Below are 19,246 nucleotides of genomic sequence, written 5' to 3'. Positions count from 1 at the left end.
TATCGTCGGGCGCTCACCGCGGGGGTGTCGTGCGCGTCTCGTCGGCGGGCGCCGGGTCGGCCGGGCGCCGGTAGAGCACGATCTCGGTGGCGCGGCGCACACGGGCCCCGTGGCGCAGGGTGACGACCGCGCCCGTCGCGCCGGCGGCGAAGACGCGGGCGCCGGGGCGCTGCTGCAGCTCGTCGCGCAGCCGCTGCTCGAGCTCGCGCTTCTCACGGCGCAGCCTCGCCACCTCGTTCTCGAGCTCGAGGATGCGGGTGATGGCCGGCAGGCTGATGCCCTCGGCCGACATCCGCGCGACCTCGCGCAACTGCCGGATGTGCCGCAGCGAGTACCGCCGCGACCCGCCCTGCGTGCGCCCGGGCACCACGAGTCCGAGCCGGTCGTATTGGCGCAGCGTCTGCGCGTGCATGCCGGCGAGCTCGGCGGCCGCGGCGATCGCGAAGATCGGCGCGTCCTCGTCGATGGCGTCGTCGCTCATGGAATCTCACCTCCGCGAAGGTCGGATGCGGGTGCCCCGGCCCGCTGCGCTCTCGGAGAGTCCGGATGCAGCGAGCCGGAGCATCGGGTCAGCTCCGCGCCTTGCTCATCAGGTCGGCGCGGGGGTTCTCTTTCGGTTCGAGCTCGGCGAACCGCTCGAGCGCGGCTCGGGCGTCTTCGTCGAGGTGCGCGGGCACAGCGACCTGCACCTCGGCGAGCAGATCGCCGGTGCCTTTCGCCGTGCTCACACCGCGGCCCTTCACGCGCAGCACGCGGCCCGAGGGAGTGCCCGGTGCCACGCGCAGCTTGACGGGGTCTCCGCCGAGGGTGGGCACCTCGATCGTGGCGCCCAGCGCCGCCTCGGTGAAGGTCACCGGCACGACGACGCGCAGGTTCAGCCCGTCGCGGGTGAAAACCGGGTGCGGACGCACGGTGACCGACACCACGATGTCGCCCGCCTCCCCGCCGTCGGGCGAGGGACGCCCGCGGCCGCGGAGCCGGATCTTCTGGCCGTCTGCGACGCCGGCCGGCACCTTCACCTTGAACGGCTTGCCGTCCTCGCCCTGCAGGGTGACGGTGTCGCCGCGCACCGCCGTGGCGAAGTCGAGCGTCGTGCGCGCGGTGACGTCGGCGCCGCGCTGCGGCCCGCCGAAGCCCTGGAACCCGCCGGTCGAGCGGCCGAAGCCGCCCGTGCCGAAGCGTCCCGAGCGTCCGGACTGCTGGTTGAACATCGCGAAGATGTCGTCGAAGTCCGCCCCGCGCGCGCCGGCGCCGCCACGGGCGCCCTGGTTGAACGCGCTGAACACGTCCTCGAACCCGCCGGCGCCCTGGCCACCGGCGGTGAAGCGGGCGTTGCCCGCCCCCATCGCCCGGATCTGGTCGTACTCGGCGCGCTGTTCCTTGTCGGAAAGCACCGAGTAGGCCTCGCTGATCTCCTTGAACTTCGCCTCGGCCGCGGGGTCGCCCTGCGTCGAGTCGGGGTGGTAGGTGCGCGCGAGCTTACGGTAGGTCTTCTTGAGGTCGGTGTCCGAGACGTCCTTCGCGACGCCCAGCACCTTGTAGAAGTCCTTGTCGAACCAGTCCTGACTGGCCATATGGATGCCTCCTATTCGGCCGGCACGGCGACGACGACCTTCGCCGGACGCAGCTCGATGCTCCCGAGGCGGTAGCCGACCTCGACGACCTCGAGGATCGTCGGCTCGGTGGTGCCGGGAGTGGGCGCCTGGAAGATGGCCTCGTGCTGCTGCGGGTCGAACGCCTCGCCGGCCGCGCCGTAGGTCTCGACGCCCAGCCGCGTGACGACGCCGCGCAGCTTCTCGGCGATGGCGGCCAGCGGCGACCCCTCGACGAGGTCGCCGTGCTTGCCGGCCCGGTCGAGGTCGTCGAGCACGGGCAGCAGCCCCTTGGCCACCGAACCCTTCGCACGCTCGATCTCGACGTCGCGCTGCTCTTCCGTGCGCCGACGGTAGTTGGCGTACTCGGCCTGCACCCGCTTGAGGTCGAGGAGCAGGTCGTGCTCCTCAGCCGGCGCCTCGGCCACCGCCGCCTCGTCGGACTGGGTCGCACCGAGGATGTCGTCGATCGTCAGCTCGTCGTCGGCCGGCGCCTCGGTGGTGGTGTCCTCTTGCGCGTCAGGGCCGGAGACTCGCGCCTCCGACCCCTCCTCGCCGAGGACCTCGTCGTTGCCGTTGGGCTCTTCGAAGTCCTTATTGGTCATGGTTACTTCTTCTCGTCCTCGTCGTCGACGACCTCGGCGTCCACGACATCCTCATCGGATGCGGTGCTGCCGGCGTCGCCGGTGGGGGCGTCGGTCGGAGCGCTCTGCGCCTGGTCGGCCTGACCCTGCGCGTAGATCGCCTCGCCGAGCTTGCCCTGCGACGCGTTGAGCTTGTCGAACGCCGTCTTGACGGCGTCGTCGTCATCCGCCGCCAGAGCGGTCTTCAGCGCGTCGACGTCGCCCTGGACCTCGGTCTTGACGTCTTCGGGCAGCTTGTCGGCGTTGTCGGCGATGAGCTTCTCGATCGAGTACGACAGGGTCTCGGCCTGGTTGCGGACCTCGGCGGCCTCGCGGCGCTTCTTGTCCTCCGCCGCGTGCTCCTCGGCCTCGCGGACCATGCGCTCGATGTCGTCCTTGGGCAGCGACGAGCCGCCCGTGATCGTCATCGACTGCTCCTTGCCGGTGCCCTTGTCCTTCGCCGAGACGTGGACGATGCCGTTCGCGTCGATGTCGAAGGTCACCTCGACCTGCGGGATTCCGCGGGGCGCCGGCGCGATGCCGGTGAGCTCGAACGTGCCCAGCGGCTTGTTGTCGCGGGTGAAGTCGCGCTCGCCCTGGAAGACCTGGATGGCGACCGACGGCTGGTTGTCGTCGGCGGTCGTGAAGGTCTCGCTGCGCTTGGTCGGGATGGCGGTGTTGCGCTCGATGAGCTTCGTCATGATGCCGCCCTTGGTCTCGATGCCGAGGCTCAGGGGGGTGACATCGATGAGGAGGACGTCCTTGCGCTCGCCCTTGAGGACACCGGCCTGCAGCGCGGCGCCGACGGCGACGACCTCGTCCGGGTTCACGCCCTTGTTGGGCTCCTTGCCGGCTTCCTTCTTGACGAGCTCCGACACCGCGGGCATGCGGGTCGAGCCACCGACGAGGACGACGTGGTCGATGTCGGCGACCTTGATGCCGGCTTCGCGGATGACGTCCTCGAACGGCTTCTTGGTGCGGTCGAGCAGGTCCTTGGTGAGGTCCTCGAACTTCGCGCGCGACAGCGTCTCGGACAGCGAGACGGGGCCGGAGTCGGTCAGCGAGAGGTAGGGCAGGTTGATCGAGGTCGACTGCGAGCTCGAGAGCTCCTTCTTCGCCTGCTCAGCGGCCTCCTTGAGGCGCTGCAGGGCGATCTTGTCGCCCGAGACGTCGACACCGGTCGTGTCCTTGAACTGCTTGATGAGGTACTCCACGACCCGCTGGTCCCAGTCGTCGCCGCCGAGGCGGTTGTCGCCGGCGGTCGAGCGCACCTGGATCGTGGAGAAGTCGTCGTCCTTGCCCACCTCGAGCAGCGAGACGTCGAACGTGCCGCCACCGAGGTCGAAGACGAGGATGAGCTCGTCTTCCTTGCCCTTGTCGAGGCCGTACGCGAGTGCGGCGGCGGTGGGCTCGTTGATGATGCGCAGGACGTTGAGGCCCGAGATCTCGCCGGCCTCCTTGGTGGCCTGACGCTCGGCGTCGTTGAAGTACGCGGGAACGGTGATGACGGCGTCGGTCACCGTGTCGCCGAGGTACTGCTCGGCGTCGCGCTTGAGCTTCTGGAGGATGCGCGCCGAGATCTCCTGCGGCGTGTAGGCCTTGCCGTCGATCGCCTGGGTCTTCCAGTCGGTGCCCATGTGCCGCTTGACCGAGGTCAGCGTGCGGTCGACGTTGGTGACGGCCTGGCGCTTGGCGGTCTCGCCGACGAGCACCTCGCCGTCCTTCGTGAATGCGACGACCGAGGGGGTCGTCCGGAGCCCTTCGGCGTTGGCGATGACCTTGGGCTCGCCGCCCTCGAGGACGGCGACGACGGAGTTCGTCGTTCCCAGGTCGATACCCACTGCACGTGCCATGAGCTGTCTCCTTTGCTTTCGGTTCGGTGGATCTGAAGTCTGCGGCGGCCTAACCTGAGCCGCGATGACTCAAGGATACTCCGGCCCGATATGGCTGTCAAACGAACTTGAGCCCACCGCTGTCAACTTTCGCCGCCAGCCGGCACGTGATGAGCATTTGAGTGAAACCTGAGGTTTTCCAGGCTGTCATCTGGTAATACTCTCAGCCTCGGAAAATATGCTGAGGCCACCCATGTCAAGAAGCGTGAACCCGAACTCGCCTCTCGACGACCTCGAGCCCGCCGCGGCTGGTCGTCGATCATTCCCGCGCGCCGAGGCACGGCCATGAGGCGCATCGCGGTCGTCATCGAGGACGACGACGACCTGCGCCACCTGTTGACCCAGACGCTCGAGCAGCACGGGTTCGACGTGCACGCCTTCAGCGACGGGGCGCCCGCGGTCGACGCCGTGCGGCTGCTCCGCCCCGAACTCACCACCGTGGACGTCATGCTCGGCGGAATCGACGGCTTCGAGGCCGTGCGCCGCATCCGGTCGTTCCACGACGGCTACATCCTCATCATCAGCGCGGTGGGCGACGAGACCGCCACCGTCGAGGGTTTCCGCAGCGGCGCCGACGACTACATCGTCAAGCCGTGGCGCCCCTACGAGCTGCGGGCACGCATCGACGCGCTGATGCGCCGCCCCCGCGGCATCCGGTCGGACGAGCCGTCGGCGCCCGCGTGGCTCGAGGCCGGCGCACTGCGACTGAACCCGGCGGCGCGGCGCGTCGAACTGGACGGCGAGCTGCTGGATCTGACCCGCTCCGAGTTCGACGTGCTGCAGGCGCTGATGCAGCGCCCCGGCGATGTCATCGAGAAGTCGAGGATCGCGCTCATGCTGCGACGCCAGAACGGAGCCGCCGGCGAGCACGTCAGCGCGCACGACCTGCACGCCGTCGAGGTGCACATGATGAACCTGCGCCGCAAGCTCGGCGACGACGGTCGTTCGGGCCGGTGGGTCGAGACCGTGCGCGGGATCGGCTACCGATTCGCCCGCCAGAGCGACTGAACGCGCGCGCGGCGCAGCGTTCGGGCGCACATCGCCTCACGGCGGATACGCTGACCCCGTCGCGACGAAGCGACGGCCGGGACGGGCGGCACCCGTTGTTCACGGAGAGGCCCTAGCGTGCCCCGCATGTCACCCGAGACGAACCCATCCGGCGACGGCGCACCGCGGGCGACCACCCCGGGTGTGCCGGCACCGCCGACCACCGCCGACACCCAGGCGCTGGGCCGCATCGCCGGCCTGCGCGAGCGCGAGGACGCCGAGCGCCCGGTGCCCCGCCGTGCCGTCATCTCGTGGGCGCTCTGGGACTGGGCGACGCAGCCCTTCAACTCGGTCATCCTGACCTTCGTCTTCGCGTCGCTGTTCCTCGTGTCGGACTGGTTCCTCCCCGCCGACATCGCCGCGTTGGCCGACAGCGACCCCGTCAAAGAGGCGGCCCTGGCCGACCTGGCCAGCGGGTACGGCATCGCCTCGACCGCCGCCGGCATCCTCATCCTGCTGCTCGCGCCCGTGCTCGGGCAGACGGCCGACCGCTCGGGACGCAAGAAGCGCTGGCTCGGCGTCTTCACCGTCGTGCTCGCGCTGCTGCAGTTCGCGCTCTTCTTCACCTTCGCCGACCCCGCCTACTTCTGGTACGGCGCCATCGTGCTCTCGCTCGGAGCGGTCGTGTCCGAGATCGCCGGCGTCAACTACAACGCGATGCTCGTCGAGGTCTCCACCCCGCGCACCATCGGTCGCGTCAGCGGCCTCGGCTGGGGCCTCGGCTACATCGGTGGCATCATCGCGCTCGCGATCGTCGTCGCGCTCACGTTCGTCGACTGGTTCGGGATGGACACCAGTGGCGGCCTCGCCTACCGCCTCATCGCGGTCGGCTGCGGCGTGTGGACGCTCGTGTTCGCGATCCCCTTCCTCGTCAACGTCCCCGAGAGCCCCGCACCCGCCGGCGCGACGAAGGTCGGCTTCTTCGCCGGCTACGTGCACCTCGTGAAGGACATCGCACGGCTGTACCGCACGCAGCGGCCCACGTTCTGGTTCCTGCTCGCGAGCGCCGTGTACCGCGACGGCCTCGCGGGGGTCTTCGCCTTCGGCGGCGTCCTCGCCGCGCGCGCGTTCGGCTTCTCGGCGACCGAGGTCATGATCTTCGGCATCGCCGCCAATCTCGTCGCGGGAGCATCGACGATCGTGGCCGGCCGGTTCGACGACCGCTTCGGCGCCCGGTCGGTGATCGTCGCCACCCTCTCGGGGCTCATCGCCGTCGCCGTGCTGCTGTTCGTCCTGCAGGACGCCGGCTCGATCGTGTTCTGGGTCGCCGGCCTCGTGCTCTCGGCGTGCGTCGGGCCGGCGCAGGCGGCGAGCCGCTCCCTGCTGGCGCGGGTCACCCCACCCGGCATGCAGGGCGAGATCTTCGGCCTCTACGCCACGACCGGCCGGGTGTCCAGCTTCCTGTCTCCCCTGATGTGGGCACTGTTCATCGCGTGGTTCGGCGCGATCATCTGGGGCGTGCTCGGCATCGCGGTCGTGCTGACCCTCGGCCTCGTGCTCCTGCTGTTCGTCCGCCTGCCGAAGCAGGCCGGCATCCGCTGAGCGTCGAGCCGATCAGGCGGCGGTGCGCCGCATGGGCACGTGCGGGATGTCGTCTTCCGCGAACTCCGGGCCGCTGATCTCGAACCCGAAGCGGGCATACCACGGTGCGAGGTGCTTCTGCGCGTCGAGGTCGATCGCGATGCCGGGCCAGCGCTCCTCGGCGCGCTCGACGGCGGCGCGCATCAGCTGCGCCGAGAGACCGCGTCCGCGGGCCGCCTCGGCGGTCGCGACCCGACCGATGCGGGCCGCATCGCTGTCGCGCAGCAGCCGCAGGGTCGCGACGACCTCGCCGTCCTCCTCGACCCAGAACAGCTCGGTGTCGGGTTCGACGTCGCGTCCGTCCAGCTCGGGATACGCCGCGCGCTGCTCGACGACGAACACCGCTACGCGCAGCCACAGCAGGCGGTAGAGCGTTTCGGCGGGAACATCGATCAGGCGGGCGGAGGAGACCGGAGGCATCCGTCCAGCCTAGGCGGGCGCGAGCGCTCCCCCGCCCCGGTGGTCAGGAGCGTCTGCCGCCGATCCAGGGGAAGCGCACCCCGCGCTCGTTCGGCTCCTCGACCTCGAGACCGTAGTGATCGCCGATGCGCTCGATGAACTGCGCACGCTCGGCGCGGGCGTACGCCCGCCGCTCGCGCTGGAAGGCGAGGACCGTCGACCAGCACATCAGGAGCATCACGATCGAGAACGGCAGGGCGATGAGGATCGCGGCTGTCTGCAGCGCCTGCAGCCCGCCGGCGATCAGCAGCGCGCTCGCGAGCGTGGCCGTCGTCACGACGAAGAACGTGCGTACCCAGCGCGGCGGCTCGGGGTTGCCTCCCGTTGCGATCATGCCCATCACGAGCGCGCCGGAGTCGGCGGAGGTGATGAAGAACACGGCGATGAGCACGATGGCGCCGATGGTCAGCACACCGCCGGCGGGAAGCGACTCGAGCAGCTGGAACAGCGCACCCTGCAGGTCGACGGTGCCGTCGGGCGCGAGCATCGAGCCGGGCTGCTGCAGTTCGCGGTACAGCGCGGATCCGCCCAGGACGGCGAACCACAGGATGCCGATGAGCGTCGGCACCAGCAGCACGCCGGCGACGAACTGCCGCACGGTGCGGCCCTTGCTCACGCGGGCGATGAAGATGCCGACGAAGGGGGCCCACGAGATCCACCAGCCCCAGTAGAACGAGGTCCAGGCCGCCTGCCACTCCTCGCCCGCCGTGCCCTGCAGAGCGCTGACGGTGAAGGACAGCCCCACGAAGTCCTGGATGTACGCACCGATCGACTGGACCCACTCGCGCAGCAGGAACTGCGTCGGGCCGACGAAGAGGAGGAACACCAGCAGCAGCCCCGCGAGGATCAGGTTGAAGTTCGACAGCCACTTCATGCCCTTGGTCACACCCGAGAGCACCGAGAAGAGCACGAAGACCGAGATGATCGCGATCAGGCCGATGAGGGTCAGATCGTTCATCTCGGGGAAGCCGACGAACTCGAGCCCCGATCCCATCTGCATGACGCCGAGGCCGAGCGAGGTCGCGACGCCGAAGAGGGTACCGACGAGGGCGACCGCGTCGATGACGTTGCCCGCGGCACCGCGGACACGGTTGCCGAGCAGCGGCTCGAGTGCCCAGCGGATGGAGATCGGGCGGCGACGGCGGTGGATCGCATAGGCGAGGGCGAGGCCGACGACGACGTACATCGCCCAGGCGTGCACGCCCCAGTGCAGGTAGGTCTGCGTCAGCGCGCCCTGCGCGAGCTGCTGCTCGGTGCCGGTGACGCCCGGACGCGGGTCGACGAAGTGGCTGAGCGGCTCGCTCACGCCGTAGAAGACGAGGCCGATGCCCATGCCCGCCGCGAACAGCAGCGAGAACCACGAGACGGTCGAGAACTCGGGCTCGTCGTCGTCGCGGCCGAGCTTGATGTCGCCGAAGCGGCTGAAGCCGACGAAGAGGGCGAAGCCCACGAAGAAGGCGGCGATGAGGACGTAGTACCAGTTGAACGAGTCGACGATCGATGTCTGGATGGCGCCGAAGAACGTCTCGGCTGTCTCGGGGAAGACGATGGCGAAGGCGCTGAAGCCGACGATGACGACCGCGGCGGGCCAGAACACCCAGGGCGCGATCGTCCGGCCCGTCGTCACGGAGGCGATCCGTTCGGCGGCGGAGGGCTGATTCTCGGGAGTCACCGGTCAAGGGTCGCAAACGGATGCCGTCCGGCCAAGCCCGGCGCCGCGCTTGCCCCCACGTCCGGCGCGGGTTATGCGGCGCCGCGCCGCGTTCAGTCGCGGGGCCATGCGTCGGCGAGCTTGCCCAGCAGGCGCGCGAGCTCGGCCCGCTCGGTGTCGCTGAACACCGTGAGCGCTCCGCCGAGCGCCGCCCGCCGTTCCGTGCGCACGCCCTGGGCGAAGCGCCGACCGGCGTCGGTCAGCGCGATGCGGGTTCGCCGCGCGTCGTCCGGATCGGCCTCGCGCTGCACGAGCTCGAGTTCGGCGGCCTGCTGCACCAGACGCGACGCGCGCGGTTGGTCGACGCCGATCGCTTCGCCGATCTCGCCGACGCTGAGCGGACGCGACGCGGCCTCGAGCGCTTCGAGCATGCGCAGTCGCGCGAGACCCGCCATCCGCCCCATCCCCCCGCGCGGCCCATCCCCCGCGTCGGGTCCGTCGTGGCGTCGATGCCCACGGCCCCACGGCCCGTGGCCGTGGGCATGCGCATGGCCGGGGTCGATCGGCCGCCCGGCGCCGGGTCCTCCGGGGCGGCGCAGGGCCCGCAGGCGGGCGAGGGCGTCGGCGATGGCGTCGATCTCGGCGTCGTCCGGGGCGGGCATGAGTTGAGGATACATGTTGCTTGACATGCATTCATTCCCATGTCATAGTGCATATGCATGCACACAGACATACATTGGAGCCGGACCGACCGGCTCACGGAAGGGACACCATGACCACCGAACAGACCACACAGGATGCCGCCGCCCGTCACCGCACGCTCGCCTTCTGGGCCCGCGCCGCCGGTTCGGCCCTCGCGGCGGAGCTCGACCGAGCACTGGCACCCGAAGGCCTCGACCGCCGCGACTGGGCTGTGCTCAACGTCGTCGCCGGAACGCTCGACGCCCCCGCTCTCGCTGAACGGGTGCAGCAGGGCGGCAAGCGCATCCGCGCCCTCGCTGCTCGCGGCTGGGTCGAGGAGGCCGACGGACAGTGGCGCGTCAGCGACCGGGGGCGCACCGAGCGCGAGCGCATCCAGGCCCTCGTCGACGCCGTGCACGCCCGCGTGAGCGACGCCGTCCCCGAAGCGGATCTGGCCACGACCCTCGCCACACTGCAGACCATCGCCCGCGAGCTCGGATGGGACGAGTCCGCGCCCCGCCGCTTCGGGCCGCGCGGACACCGCGGCTTTGGGGCCGGTTTCGGCGCCCGCTGCGGCGGCCACCACCGCGGCGAGCACCGCGGCGGGCACCGCGCCGCGGGCGCGCATCACGAACACGACGGCGAGCACCCGCGTCACCGGGGAGAGCGCGCCTTCGAGCGCGGTTTCACCGCCGGGTTCCGCGCCGGTCGCGACGCCGCCTGATCACACCCTCGAGGCCCTCGGCCCGCGGCATCCGCCGTCGGTCGGGGGTCTCGTCGTCTCAGGCGCCGCGCGAGCCGGCGTCGATGGTGCCGACGTCGGTGCGGTGGAAGTTCTGGAACGAGCGGGATGCCGTCGGTCCCCGCTGCCCCTGGTAGCGGTTGCCGTAGGGGCCCGAGCCGTATGGGTTCTCGCTGGCCGAGGTCAGCTGGAAGAAGCAGAGCTGCCCGATCTTCATGCCCGGCCACAGCTTGATCGGCAGTGTCGCGACGTTCGCGAGCTCGAGGGTCACATGGCCCGAGAACCCGGGGTCGATGAACCCCGCCGTCGAATGGGTGATGAGACCGAGGCGCCCGAGCGACGACTTGCCCTCGAGCCGCGCCGCGACGTCGTCGGCGAGGCGCACCTGCTCGAAGGTCGAGCCGAGCGCGAACTCTCCCGGATGCAGGATGAACGGCTCGTCCGGGTCGACCTCGATGAGGCGCGTGAGCTCGGGCTGGTCCTGCGCCGGGTCGATGAAGGGGTACTTGTGGTTGTCGAACAGCCGGAAGTAGCGATCCAAACGCACGTCGACGCTCGAGGGCTGCACCATCGAGGGGTCCCACGGGTCGAGACCGATGCGTCCCTGATCGATTCCGGCACGGATGTCGCGATCACTCAGCAGCACGCTGACAGCCTAGGCCCGCGCCGCCTCGAGTCCGCGCTGCGGCGGCGCGGTCGTCTGCCGCGGCACGAGCTTCGTCGGCAGCAGCACATGGGTCGTCGCGGGCGTCTCGCCGCGCATGAGGGTCAGCAAGAGCTCGACGGCGGCCGCGCCGAGACGCCCCATGGGCTGGCGCACGGTGGTCAGGGCCGTCGGCAGCCGGGTCGCCTCGGGGATGTCGTCGAATCCGACGATCGACAGGTCGCCGGGCACCGCGAGCCCGAGCTCCGCCGCGACCTGGACGATCGCGATCGCCGAGACGTCGTTCGCCGCGAACACGGCCGTCGGGCGGTCGGGAGCCGAGAGCATGTCGATCGCGACCTCCCGCACGGTCGCCTCGCGGTAGCGGCCCGCGCCGACGAACCGGGGGTCGAACGGGATGCCGGCGTCGGCGAGGGCGCGGCGGTAGCCGGCATCCCGCGCGATCGACGACCGCAGGTCGGCCCGTCCCGCGATGTAGCCGATGCGGGTGTGGCCGAGCGCCACGAGGTAGGCGGTCGCCTCGCGCGCCCCGCCGTAGCTGTCGCTTTCGACGGTCGGGACGTCGGCGGGGCCCGTGTGCGGATCGATCGCGACGAGGGGGACGTCGGCGCCGGCCTTCACGACCGTGGGGGTCACCATGATCGCTCCGTCGATGAGGGTGCCGCTCAGGCGCGACAGCGACCGCCGCTCCCACCCTTCCTCGTCACCGCGCGAGCCCGAATAGGCCAGCAGGTCGTAGCTGGTGTCGCGCAACGCGTCGCCGACGCCCTTGAGGATCTCGGCGCTGAACGGCTCGAAGTCCGCCACGAGCACGCCGATCACGCCGGTCGTGCGCGATCGCATGCTGCTCGCGATGAGGCTCGACTCGTAGCCGAGGTCGGCGACGGCGGCCATGACGGCATCCACGGTCGCCGTCGCGACCCCATACCGCCCGTTGACGGCTTTCGACACGGTCGAGACCGAGACGCCGGCGCGCGCGGCGACGTCGTGAATGGTCGGGCGGCGGCTCCGCGTCATGGACGCACTCTATGCCAGTGGAAACCGTTTTCGAAAACGTTTGACACCGCTTTGTTGTCCGCGGAAACTTTCGGTGTCCGACAGCACCAGCGAGTCCGACGACACCGAGCACCGTCGCTCCGTGATCCCGATCACTTCCGCGGCCGCGCTCACCAGCAGATGTCCACTCAACGAAGAGAGAAGGAATCACATGGCACGCATGACCACGGTCGGCCGCAAGGCCGCCGTCACGGCGGCGATCATGGCGGTGGGCGCCCTCGCCCTCACCTCCTGCAGCAGCGGCGGCGACGGCGGCAGCGCCGACGGCACCGTCGAGATGACCCTCTGGCAGAACTCCACGACCGGCCCCGGCCAGGAGTTCTGGAAGGACGCGATCGCCGCGTTCGAGGCCGAGAACGAGAACGTCAAGATCACGATGCAGTCCGTCCAGAACGAGGACATGGACGGCAAGCTCCAGACCGCGCTCAACGCGGGCGATCCGCCCGACGTCTTCCTGCAGCGCGGCGGCGGCAAGATGGCCGCGATGGTGCAAGCCGGCCAGCTGATGGACCTCACCGACCTCATCGGCGACACCGCCAAGGAGGAGATCTCCGAGGGGTCGTTCAAGGCCGAGACGTACCAGGACAAGGTGTGGGCGATGCCGCTCGCGGTGCTCCCCAGCGGCTTCTGGTACAGCTCCGACCTGTTCACGCAGGCCGGCATCAGCGAGACCCCGACGACGATCGAAGACCTCGAGGCCGCGGTCGGGCAGCTCAAGGACGCGGGCATCGCCCCCATCGCGCTGGGCGCGAAGGATGCCTGGCCGGCGGCGCACTGGTTCTACAACTTCGCCCTGCGCGAGTGCAGCGCCGAGACCATCGAGGCGACCGGCGACTCGAAGGACTTCAGCGACGAGTGCTGGCTGAAGTCCGCCGAGGACCTCGCCGACTTCGCCGAGTCGCAGCCGTTCAACGAGGGCTACCTCACCACGTCGGCACAGCAGGGCGCCGGCAGCAGCGCCGGCCTCATCGCCAACCACCAGGCGGGCATGGAGCTCATGGGCGCCTGGAACCCGGGTGTCATCGCGTCGCTGACGCCCGACGAGCAGCCGCTGCCCGACCTCGCCTGGTTCCCCTTCCCCGAGCTGTCCGGCGGCGCCGGCGAGCCCGGGTCGATCATGGGCGGCGTCGACGGCTACTCGTGCTCGGCGAAGGCCCCGAAGGAGTGCGCCGACTTCCTCAACTTCCTCGCCACTTCCGAGCAGCAGGAGGCCTACTACAAGGCGTTCAACGCACCGCCGGTCAACTCGGTCGCCCAGGGCGCAGTCGAGGAGGAGTACCTGCAGGACGTCCTCGCCGCCTACAACAAGGCGCCGTTCGTGTCGCAGTGGCTCGACACCGTGCTCGGCCAGAACGTCGGCAACGCGCTGAACGTCGCGGTGGTCGATCTGCTCGCGGGCAAGAGCTCGCCCGAGCAGATGATCCAGTCGGTCTCCGACGCGGCCAAGAAGGGCTGACCGAGACCATGTCGATCAGCGAGACAGCCGTGGCGCACACCGCCACCGGCTCGGATCTCGCGGGCCGGGGCGGGGGCGTCACCACGACGTCCCCGCCCTCCCGGCGCCGCCGAGGCCTGGGCTGGTCGGGACGCCTCGAGATCGCGGTGCTCGTCGGCCCCGCGCTGGTGATGTTCGTCGGGTTCGTCATCTTCCCCGTCGTCATGGCGGCGTACTACGGGTTCTTCCGCTGGCAGGGCTACGGCCCGCCCACCGAGTTCGTCGGGCTGCAGAACTACATCACGATCTTCACCGACCCGACCTTCGTCGAGGCGCTCAGCCACAACGCCATCATCGTGATCGCCTCACTCGTGCTGCAGGGCCCGGTCGCCGTGCTCCTGGCGCTGCTGCTGAACCGCCGGATGCGCGGCCAGTCGCTGATCCGGGTGCTCATCTTCGTGCCGTACGTCATCGCCGAGGTCGTCGTCGGCACCGGATTCGGCCTCATGCTGCAGACGCAGGGCGCGCTCAACGGCGCCCTCGAGCAGCTGGGTCTCGGCGCCCTCACGCGCGACTGGATCGCCGACCCGTCCATCGCCATCTGGACCCTCATGGGCATCCTCACGTGGAAGTACGTCGGCTTCGCCGTCATCCTCTTCCTCGCCGGACTGCAGGGCATCCCCGAGGAGCTCTACGAGGCCGCCGCGCTCGACGGCGCCGGGTACTGGCAAACGCACTGGCGCATCACCCTGCCGCTGCTCGCGCCCACTCTGCGCATCTGGGCGTTCCTGTCGATCATCGGGGCGCTGCAGCTGTTCGACCTCGTGTACATCATCTGGGGCCAGTACGTCGCCTCGACGGCCGGCACCTCGACGATGGCCACCTACATGGTCGTCAACGGCCGCAACGCCGGCAGCTACGGGTACGGCAACGCCGTCGCCGTCGTGATCTTCCTCATCTCGCTCGTCGTCGCCATCATCTACCAGCGCTACGTGCTGCGTCGTGACACGGCGGGGGCCATCACCGAAGGGAAGCGGGAACGATGACCGCCCTCACCTCTCCCGCCACGCGCGCGATCGTCGCGCCCGCACCCGTCGGCCGTCGGGGCCGGCGCAAGGAGCGCCTGCCCTGGGGCAGCCCGCTGGTCTATTTCGTCTCTCTCGTGACGATCGGCCTGATGCTCGCGCCGGTGCTGTACATCATCATCGGCGGGTTCCGCAGCAACGCGCAGATCACGGTCGATCCCGCCGGCTGGCCGTCGCCGTGGGACATCGAGAACTACCTCGCGGTTCTCACCGGCTCGCAGTTCTGGCAGCAGGTGCTCAACTCCACGATCGCCGCCCTGTCGACCACCGCGGGTGCGGTCGTCCTCGGCCTCATGGCGAGCTACGTCATCGCCCGTTACCGCTTCCGCGGACGCGGGGTGCTGTACGCGGTCTTCGCGTCGGGTCTGATGTTCCCCATCACGGTCGCGATCACGCCGCTGTACATCGTCATCCGCGACCTGGGGCTGATGAACTCGCTCGCGGGCGTCATCCTGCCCCAGATCGCGTTCGCACTGCCGATGACGATCATCATCCTGGTGCCGTTCCTGCGCGCCATCCCGGATGAGATCCAAGAGGCGGCGTTCATCGACGGATGCGGCCGGCTGTCGTTCTTCTGGCGGATGGTGCTGCCCCTGTCGATCCCGGGTGTCATCACCGTCGGCATCCTGGCGTTCATCGCGAGCTGGAACAGCTACCTTCTGCCCCTGTTCATCCTCAACAACGAGGCGACGTTCACCCTGCCCCTCGGCGTGCAGGCGTTCTCGTCGCAGTACTCCGTCGACACCGCGAAGGTCCTCGCCTTCACGTCGTTGTCGATGCTCCCTGCCCTGGCGTTCTTCAGCCTGTTCGAGCGCCGCATCGTCGGCGGTCTCACCGGCGCCGTCAAGGGCTGACCCCACCACAGAAAGCACCGACCGTGACTCTGACCGATATCCCCGTCTCGACGCGCGTCACCGACCTGATCGCGCGGATGACTCTCGACGAGAAGCTCGCCCAGCTCGTGGGCTTCTGGGTCGACCAGGGCGACGAGGTCGTCGCGCCGATGGCCGGCGAGATGGCCTCGTCGACCGCGTACGCCGATGCCACCGTGCACGGCCTCGGGCAGCTCACCCGGGTCTACGGCACGCGCCCGGTCGACCCGATCGAGCGCGCCGCGTGGCTGTGGGACGAGCAGCGCCGACTCGTCCGCGAGACGCGCCTGGGCATCCCTGCGCTCGTGCACGAGGAGTGCCTCACCGGACTCGCAGCGTGGCAGGCGGCGACCTTCCCCACGCCGCTGGCTTGGGGCGCGTCGTTCGACCCCGAACTCGTCGAAGAGATGGGCGCGCTCATCGGCGCCTCGATGCGCGAACTCGGAATCCATCAGGGGCTCGCACCCGTGCTCGACGTCATCCGCGACCCGCGATGGGGACGCGTCGACGAGTGCATCGCCGAAGACCCCTACGTCGTCGGCGTGCTCGGCACGGCGTACGTCCGCGGACTGCAGAGCACGGGCGTCCACGCGACGCTCAAGCACTTCGTGGGCTACTCCGGCTCGCAGTCGGGACGCAACCACGCCCCCGTGCACGCGGGGCCGCGCGAGATCGCCGACATCTTCCTGCCGCCGTTCGAGATGGCGGTGCGCGACGGCGGGGTGCGGTCGGTCATGAACTCGTACGCCGAGATCGACGGGATGCCGGTCGGTGCGACCCCCGCCTACCTCACCGACATCCTGCGCGACGCATGGGGCTTCGACGGCACGGTCGTGTCGGACTACTTCTCGGTCGCCTTCCTGCACACGATGCACGCGGTCGCCCGCGATCGCGGCGAAGCGGCCGAGCTCGCGCTCGCGGCCGGCATCGACGTCGAACTGCCCACGGGCGACGCGTTCGCGGCTCCCCTTGCGGATCGGGTGCGCGCGGGCCTCGTCGACGAGGCGCTGATCGATCGCGCGGTGCGCCGGGTGCTGACGCAGAAGGAAGAACTCGGCCTGCTCGACGAGACGTTCGAGGCGCCGCCGACGAGCGTCGACCTCGACTCTCCCGCGCACCGCGCGGTCGCTCGCCGACTCGCCGAGGAGTCCGTCGTCCTCCTGAGCAACGACGGTGTGCTGCCGCTCGGGGCGCCGCGCCGCATCGCGGTGATCGGCCCGAACGCCGACAGCGCCGAGGCCCTCATGGGCTGCTACTCGTTCGCCAACCACGTGCTCGCCCACCACCCCGGGGTGCCGATGGGCTTCGAGATTCCCACGCTCGCGGCATCCGTCTCGGCGGCTCTGCCCGACGCCGATGTCACGGTCGTGCGCGGTTGCGACGCCGAGGGCGACGACCGCTCGGGCTTCGCCGAGGCCGAGGCCGCCGCGGGTGATGCGGAGGTCGCGATCGTCGTGGTCGGCGACCGCGCGGGTCTGTTCGGACGCGGCACCGTCGGCGAGGGCAACGACGTCGCGTCGCTCGAGCTGCCGGGTGTGCAGCGCGAGCTCGTCGAACGCCTCATCGCGACCGGAACCCCCGTCGTGCTCGTGATGCTGACCGGTCGCCCGTACGCGATCGACTGGGCCCTGTCGGGCGACGGCGCGGCGGCCGCGGCACTGCAGGCGTTCTTCCCCGGCGAAGAGGGCGGATCCGCGATCGCGGCGATCCTGACCGGCGAGGTCTCGCCGTCGGGGCACCTGCCGGTGTCGCTTCCCCGTTCCGCCGGCGCGCAGCCCTACAGCTACCTGCATCCGATCCTCGGCGGCCCCACCGAGATCACCAGTGCCGACAGCACCCCGGCCCTCCCGTTCGGGCACGGACTGACCTACACATCCTTCGCCCGCGAGGGCCTGACGGTCACAGGCTCGGTGACGTCGGGTGGGTCGTTCACGGCGCGCGTCCGGGTGCGGAACATCGGCGAGCGCGCGGGCACCGACGTTGTGCAGCTCTACGCCCGCGACGTGCACGCCAGTGTCACGCGCCCCGTCGCGCAGCTGCTCGGCTTCGCCCGCGTCGACCTGGATGCCGGCGCCGAGGCGACCGTCGCGTTCGATGTGCCCACCGCGCGCCTGGCGTTCACCGGGCGTCAGGGCACGCGGATCGTCGAGCCCGGCGCCGTGGAGCTGTGGGTCGGACCGTCCTGCGCAGAGCGCGAGACCGAGGCTGCGATGGAGATCGCGGGCGACGTGCACACCGTCACCGCCGCCGACCGCCGGATCGTCGAGGTCGCGATCGAACGGTGAGCAGGGTCGTGCGCGGGGCGGCCGAGCGATAGTGTGCGGGCCATGTACAACGACTACTCGGGCCCCGCAGCGGCCTTCGGCATCGGCTTCGTCGTGCTCGGCATCGCCCTCTACCTCGGCACGATCGCGCTCATCCTGTGGGTGAGCTACCTGCTGATGCGCACGGCGGTGAAGAACGGGATGCTGCTCGCGATGCGCGAGGGCGGCCAGCCGTTCCCGCCCGGATACGGCACCGGTGCCCGACCGGCTGCCCCGCCCTACCCGCAGGCGCCGCCGGCACCGGGTGGTCCGGCCGCGTCCGGTCCCGGTGGTCCTGCTTCCGGCGGCCCAGCACCCGTGGGGTAAGCTGACCGAGCACCTGCGGGTGCATGGGGCTGTAGTTCAATGGCAGAACATCTGCTTCCCAAGCAGATAGCGCGGGTTCGATTCCCGTCAGCCCCTCCAATGCGAAAGGGACGCGGCCATCGGTCGCGTCCCTTTCGCATTCGTGGTGTTGCCGTCCGAACCGGGGCACTCAGGCGGAGGAGACGATTCGCCGCAGGACTGCGTCGCGCTCGGGCGCGGAACCAGCACCCCGTGAGGAACTACGTCTCGTTTCTTCGACCCGTTGTGAGCGATGAGTGGTTTCGGAACAGCGTTTCGGTACGGCGTGGCGACGTCGACAGCCACCCGACAAAACTCGTTCCAAAGTCGATCGTTTCACGGCGCTTGTTCGGGGTCTTGAAGCGTCACACGAGGCCGAGATCGCTCAGCGTGAGGTCACTGCACCATCACGGTTCCGCCGTCTACCGCGATCACCTGCCCGGTGATCCACCCTCCGTCTTTGCTGAGCAGCCACCGCACGCTTGCGGTCACGTCCCGTGGTCGACCGACACGGCCGATAAGAGTCCGGGCTGCCGCTGCATCGGTCATGGTGGAGCTGTCTCCGAAGCCTCCGCTTTCGAAGAACTCGGTGTTGTCGACGAACCCGGGTGCGATGGTGTTGGAGGTGATGCCTCGCTCACCAACGCGACGGGCGAGCTCGCGGCCGTATCCCGCGAGAGCGGCCTTTGCTGTCGCGTAGGGGCCGCCCGCACCCTCAATGCCGGCTGTTGAGCCGATGAGAACGACCCGTCCTTCGTTATCGAGCATTTTTGGGAGCAGCGTTTCCACGGGAAGCACGGCGGTGAAGAGGTTCACTCGCAGCGCCGTGGACCAGGCGTCATCCAGGTCTTCGGGAGCCTGTCCCGGCTGTTTGAAGCCCCCCTGTCCCCCGGCGGCGGCGACGATGCCCTGCACGCGTCGATCACCGACCGCGTCAGATATAGCGGCCGCACCATCAGCCGTGGACGCATCCGCGACGACGGTGAACACGCGCTGGGGTGCACTCGAGGATCGAGCAACCTCCTCCAGCGACTCAGCCCGACGGCCGACGATGAGGACGTCCCGGCCCAGGGTGACCTGGTCGTGCGCGATGTCCCGACCCATACCTGTCCCACCGCCGATGACAACGATCAGCGGGAGGGACACGCTGCTAGACGTGGTCATGAGGGGTCCTTTCCGGAACAGTCGGCAATGGTCGGGCGCCGTCTCGCTGTCACC

The 19,246-nt window shown here is 69.9% G+C and carries 18 protein-coding genes and 1 tRNA gene; 9 read left to right on the top strand and 10 right to left on the bottom strand.

What is annotated here, in order from left to right:
- Positions 1-13: 13 nt before the first annotated feature.
- The 4 genes from PUW82_RS03745 to dnaK all read right to left on the bottom strand — a co-directional run bounded on the left by PUW82_RS03745 (position 14) and on the right by dnaK (position 4,068).
- Positions 14-481 carry a heat shock protein transcriptional repressor HspR gene (locus tag PUW82_RS03745; protein ID WP_274220988.1) on the bottom strand — a complete coding sequence of 156 codons (468 nt, stop codon included), beginning with the start codon at positions 479-481 and terminating at the stop codon, positions 14-16.
- A gap of 88 nt (positions 482-569) precedes the next feature.
- Positions 570-1,574, bottom strand: coding sequence for a DnaJ C-terminal domain-containing protein (locus tag PUW82_RS03740; RefSeq protein WP_274220987.1), 1,005 nt, complete (start codon positions 1,572-1,574; stop codon positions 570-572).
- Positions 1,575-1,585: 11 nt separating this feature from the next.
- Positions 1,586-2,197: a nucleotide exchange factor GrpE gene (locus PUW82_RS03735; RefSeq protein WP_274220986.1), complete on the bottom strand. Its 612-nt coding sequence runs from the start codon at positions 2,195-2,197 to the stop codon at positions 1,586-1,588.
- 2 nt (positions 2,198-2,199) lie between these two features.
- Positions 2,200-4,068: a molecular chaperone DnaK gene (gene dnaK, locus PUW82_RS03730; protein ID WP_274220985.1), complete on the bottom strand. Its 1,869-nt coding sequence runs from the start codon at positions 4,066-4,068 to the stop codon at positions 2,200-2,202.
- A 324-nt stretch (positions 4,069-4,392) separates the two neighbouring features.
- On the opposite strand from dnaK, the gene PUW82_RS03725 reads away from it, so the two are divergent.
- Together PUW82_RS03725 and PUW82_RS03720 are read left to right on the top strand one after the other, a co-directional pair.
- Positions 4,393-5,115 carry a response regulator transcription factor gene (locus PUW82_RS03725; RefSeq protein ID WP_274220984.1) on the top strand — a complete coding sequence of 241 codons (723 nt, stop codon included), beginning with the start codon at positions 4,393-4,395 and terminating at the stop codon, positions 5,113-5,115.
- A gap of 126 nt (positions 5,116-5,241) precedes the next feature.
- A complete protein-coding gene (locus PUW82_RS03720) occupies positions 5,242-6,696 on the top strand; it encodes an MFS transporter (protein ID WP_274220983.1) in 1,455 nt (484 codons plus the stop codon).
- Positions 6,697-6,708: 12 nt separating this feature from the next.
- On the opposite strand, the gene PUW82_RS03715 is transcribed toward PUW82_RS03720, so the two are convergent.
- The 3 genes from PUW82_RS03715 to PUW82_RS03705 all read right to left on the bottom strand — a co-directional run bounded on the left by PUW82_RS03715 (position 6,709) and on the right by PUW82_RS03705 (position 9,507).
- A complete protein-coding gene (locus tag PUW82_RS03715; protein ID WP_274220982.1) occupies positions 6,709-7,155 on the bottom strand; it encodes a GNAT family N-acetyltransferase in 447 nt (148 codons plus the stop codon).
- A 43-nt stretch (positions 7,156-7,198) separates the two neighbouring features.
- Positions 7,199-8,866, bottom strand: coding sequence for a BCCT family transporter (locus tag PUW82_RS03710; protein WP_420792712.1), 1,668 nt, complete (start codon positions 8,864-8,866; stop codon positions 7,199-7,201).
- A 92-nt stretch (positions 8,867-8,958) separates the two neighbouring features.
- Positions 8,959-9,507, bottom strand: coding sequence for a MarR family winged helix-turn-helix transcriptional regulator (locus PUW82_RS03705; RefSeq protein ID WP_274220981.1), 549 nt, complete (start codon positions 9,505-9,507; stop codon positions 8,959-8,961).
- Between the two features lie 110 nt (positions 9,508-9,617).
- On the opposite strand from PUW82_RS03705, the gene PUW82_RS03700 reads away from it, so the two are divergent.
- Complete coding sequence (locus PUW82_RS03700) at positions 9,618-10,250, top strand: winged helix DNA-binding protein (protein ID WP_274220980.1); 633 nt, start codon at positions 9,618-9,620, stop codon at positions 10,248-10,250.
- A 58-nt stretch (positions 10,251-10,308) separates the two neighbouring features.
- Here PUW82_RS03700 and dcd read toward each other — a convergent pair whose 3' ends face one another.
- Together dcd and PUW82_RS03690 are read right to left on the bottom strand one after the other, a co-directional pair.
- The gene (gene dcd, locus PUW82_RS03695) at positions 10,309-10,914 is read right to left on the bottom strand and encodes a dCTP deaminase (RefSeq protein WP_210006806.1); all 606 of its coding nucleotides are present in this window, start codon (positions 10,912-10,914) and stop codon (positions 10,309-10,311) included.
- A 9-nt stretch (positions 10,915-10,923) separates the two neighbouring features.
- Positions 10,924-11,949, bottom strand: a complete 1,026-nt coding sequence (locus PUW82_RS03690; RefSeq protein ID WP_274220979.1) for a LacI family DNA-binding transcriptional regulator — start codon at positions 11,947-11,949, stop codon at positions 10,924-10,926.
- Positions 11,950-12,139: 190 nt separating this feature from the next.
- On the opposite strand from PUW82_RS03690, the gene PUW82_RS03685 reads away from it, so the two are divergent.
- The 6 genes from PUW82_RS03685 (at position 12,140) to PUW82_RS03660 (ending at position 18,109) form a co-directional block, all read left to right on the top strand.
- On the top strand, positions 12,140-13,444 hold the full coding sequence (locus PUW82_RS03685) for an ABC transporter substrate-binding protein (RefSeq protein ID WP_420792711.1): 1,305 nt from the start codon (positions 12,140-12,142) through the stop codon (positions 13,442-13,444).
- Positions 13,445-13,452: 8 nt separating this feature from the next.
- Positions 13,453-14,469 (top strand): carbohydrate ABC transporter permease, encoded by a 1,017-nt coding sequence (locus PUW82_RS03680; protein WP_274220978.1) that lies wholly within the window; start codon positions 13,453-13,455, stop codon positions 14,467-14,469.
- A complete protein-coding gene (locus PUW82_RS03675) occupies positions 14,466-15,362 on the top strand; it encodes a carbohydrate ABC transporter permease (RefSeq protein WP_274220977.1) in 897 nt (298 codons plus the stop codon). Before PUW82_RS03680 ends, PUW82_RS03675 begins: the two co-directional genes overlap by 4 nt.
- A 77-nt stretch (positions 15,363-15,439) precedes the next feature.
- The gene (locus PUW82_RS03670; RefSeq protein ID WP_274221739.1) at positions 15,440-17,665 is read left to right on the top strand and encodes a beta-xylosidase/alpha-l-arabinosidase; all 2,226 of its coding nucleotides are present in this window, start codon (positions 15,440-15,442) and stop codon (positions 17,663-17,665) included.
- Between the two features lie 42 nt (positions 17,666-17,707).
- The gene (locus PUW82_RS03665; RefSeq protein ID WP_274220976.1) at positions 17,708-18,010 is read left to right on the top strand and encodes a hypothetical protein; all 303 of its coding nucleotides are present in this window, start codon (positions 17,708-17,710) and stop codon (positions 18,008-18,010) included.
- 25 nt (positions 18,011-18,035) lie between these two features.
- Positions 18,036-18,109: transfer RNA gene (locus PUW82_RS03660), tRNA-Gly, on the top strand.
- A 315-nt stretch (positions 18,110-18,424) separates the two neighbouring features.
- Here PUW82_RS03660 and PUW82_RS03655 read toward each other — a convergent pair.
- Positions 18,425-19,192, bottom strand: coding sequence for an SDR family NAD(P)-dependent oxidoreductase (locus tag PUW82_RS03655; protein WP_274220975.1), 768 nt, complete (start codon positions 19,190-19,192; stop codon positions 18,425-18,427).
- Positions 19,193-19,246: the final 54 nt, after the last annotated feature.

It is taken from the genome of Microbacterium thalli (assembly GCF_028737325.1).
In the GTDB taxonomy this organism is placed as follows: Bacteria; Actinomycetota; Actinomycetes; order Actinomycetales; family Microbacteriaceae; genus Microbacterium; species Microbacterium thalli.
Note: the sequence above shows the minus strand (reverse complement) of the source record. Positions and strands in the feature narration are given on the sequence as shown.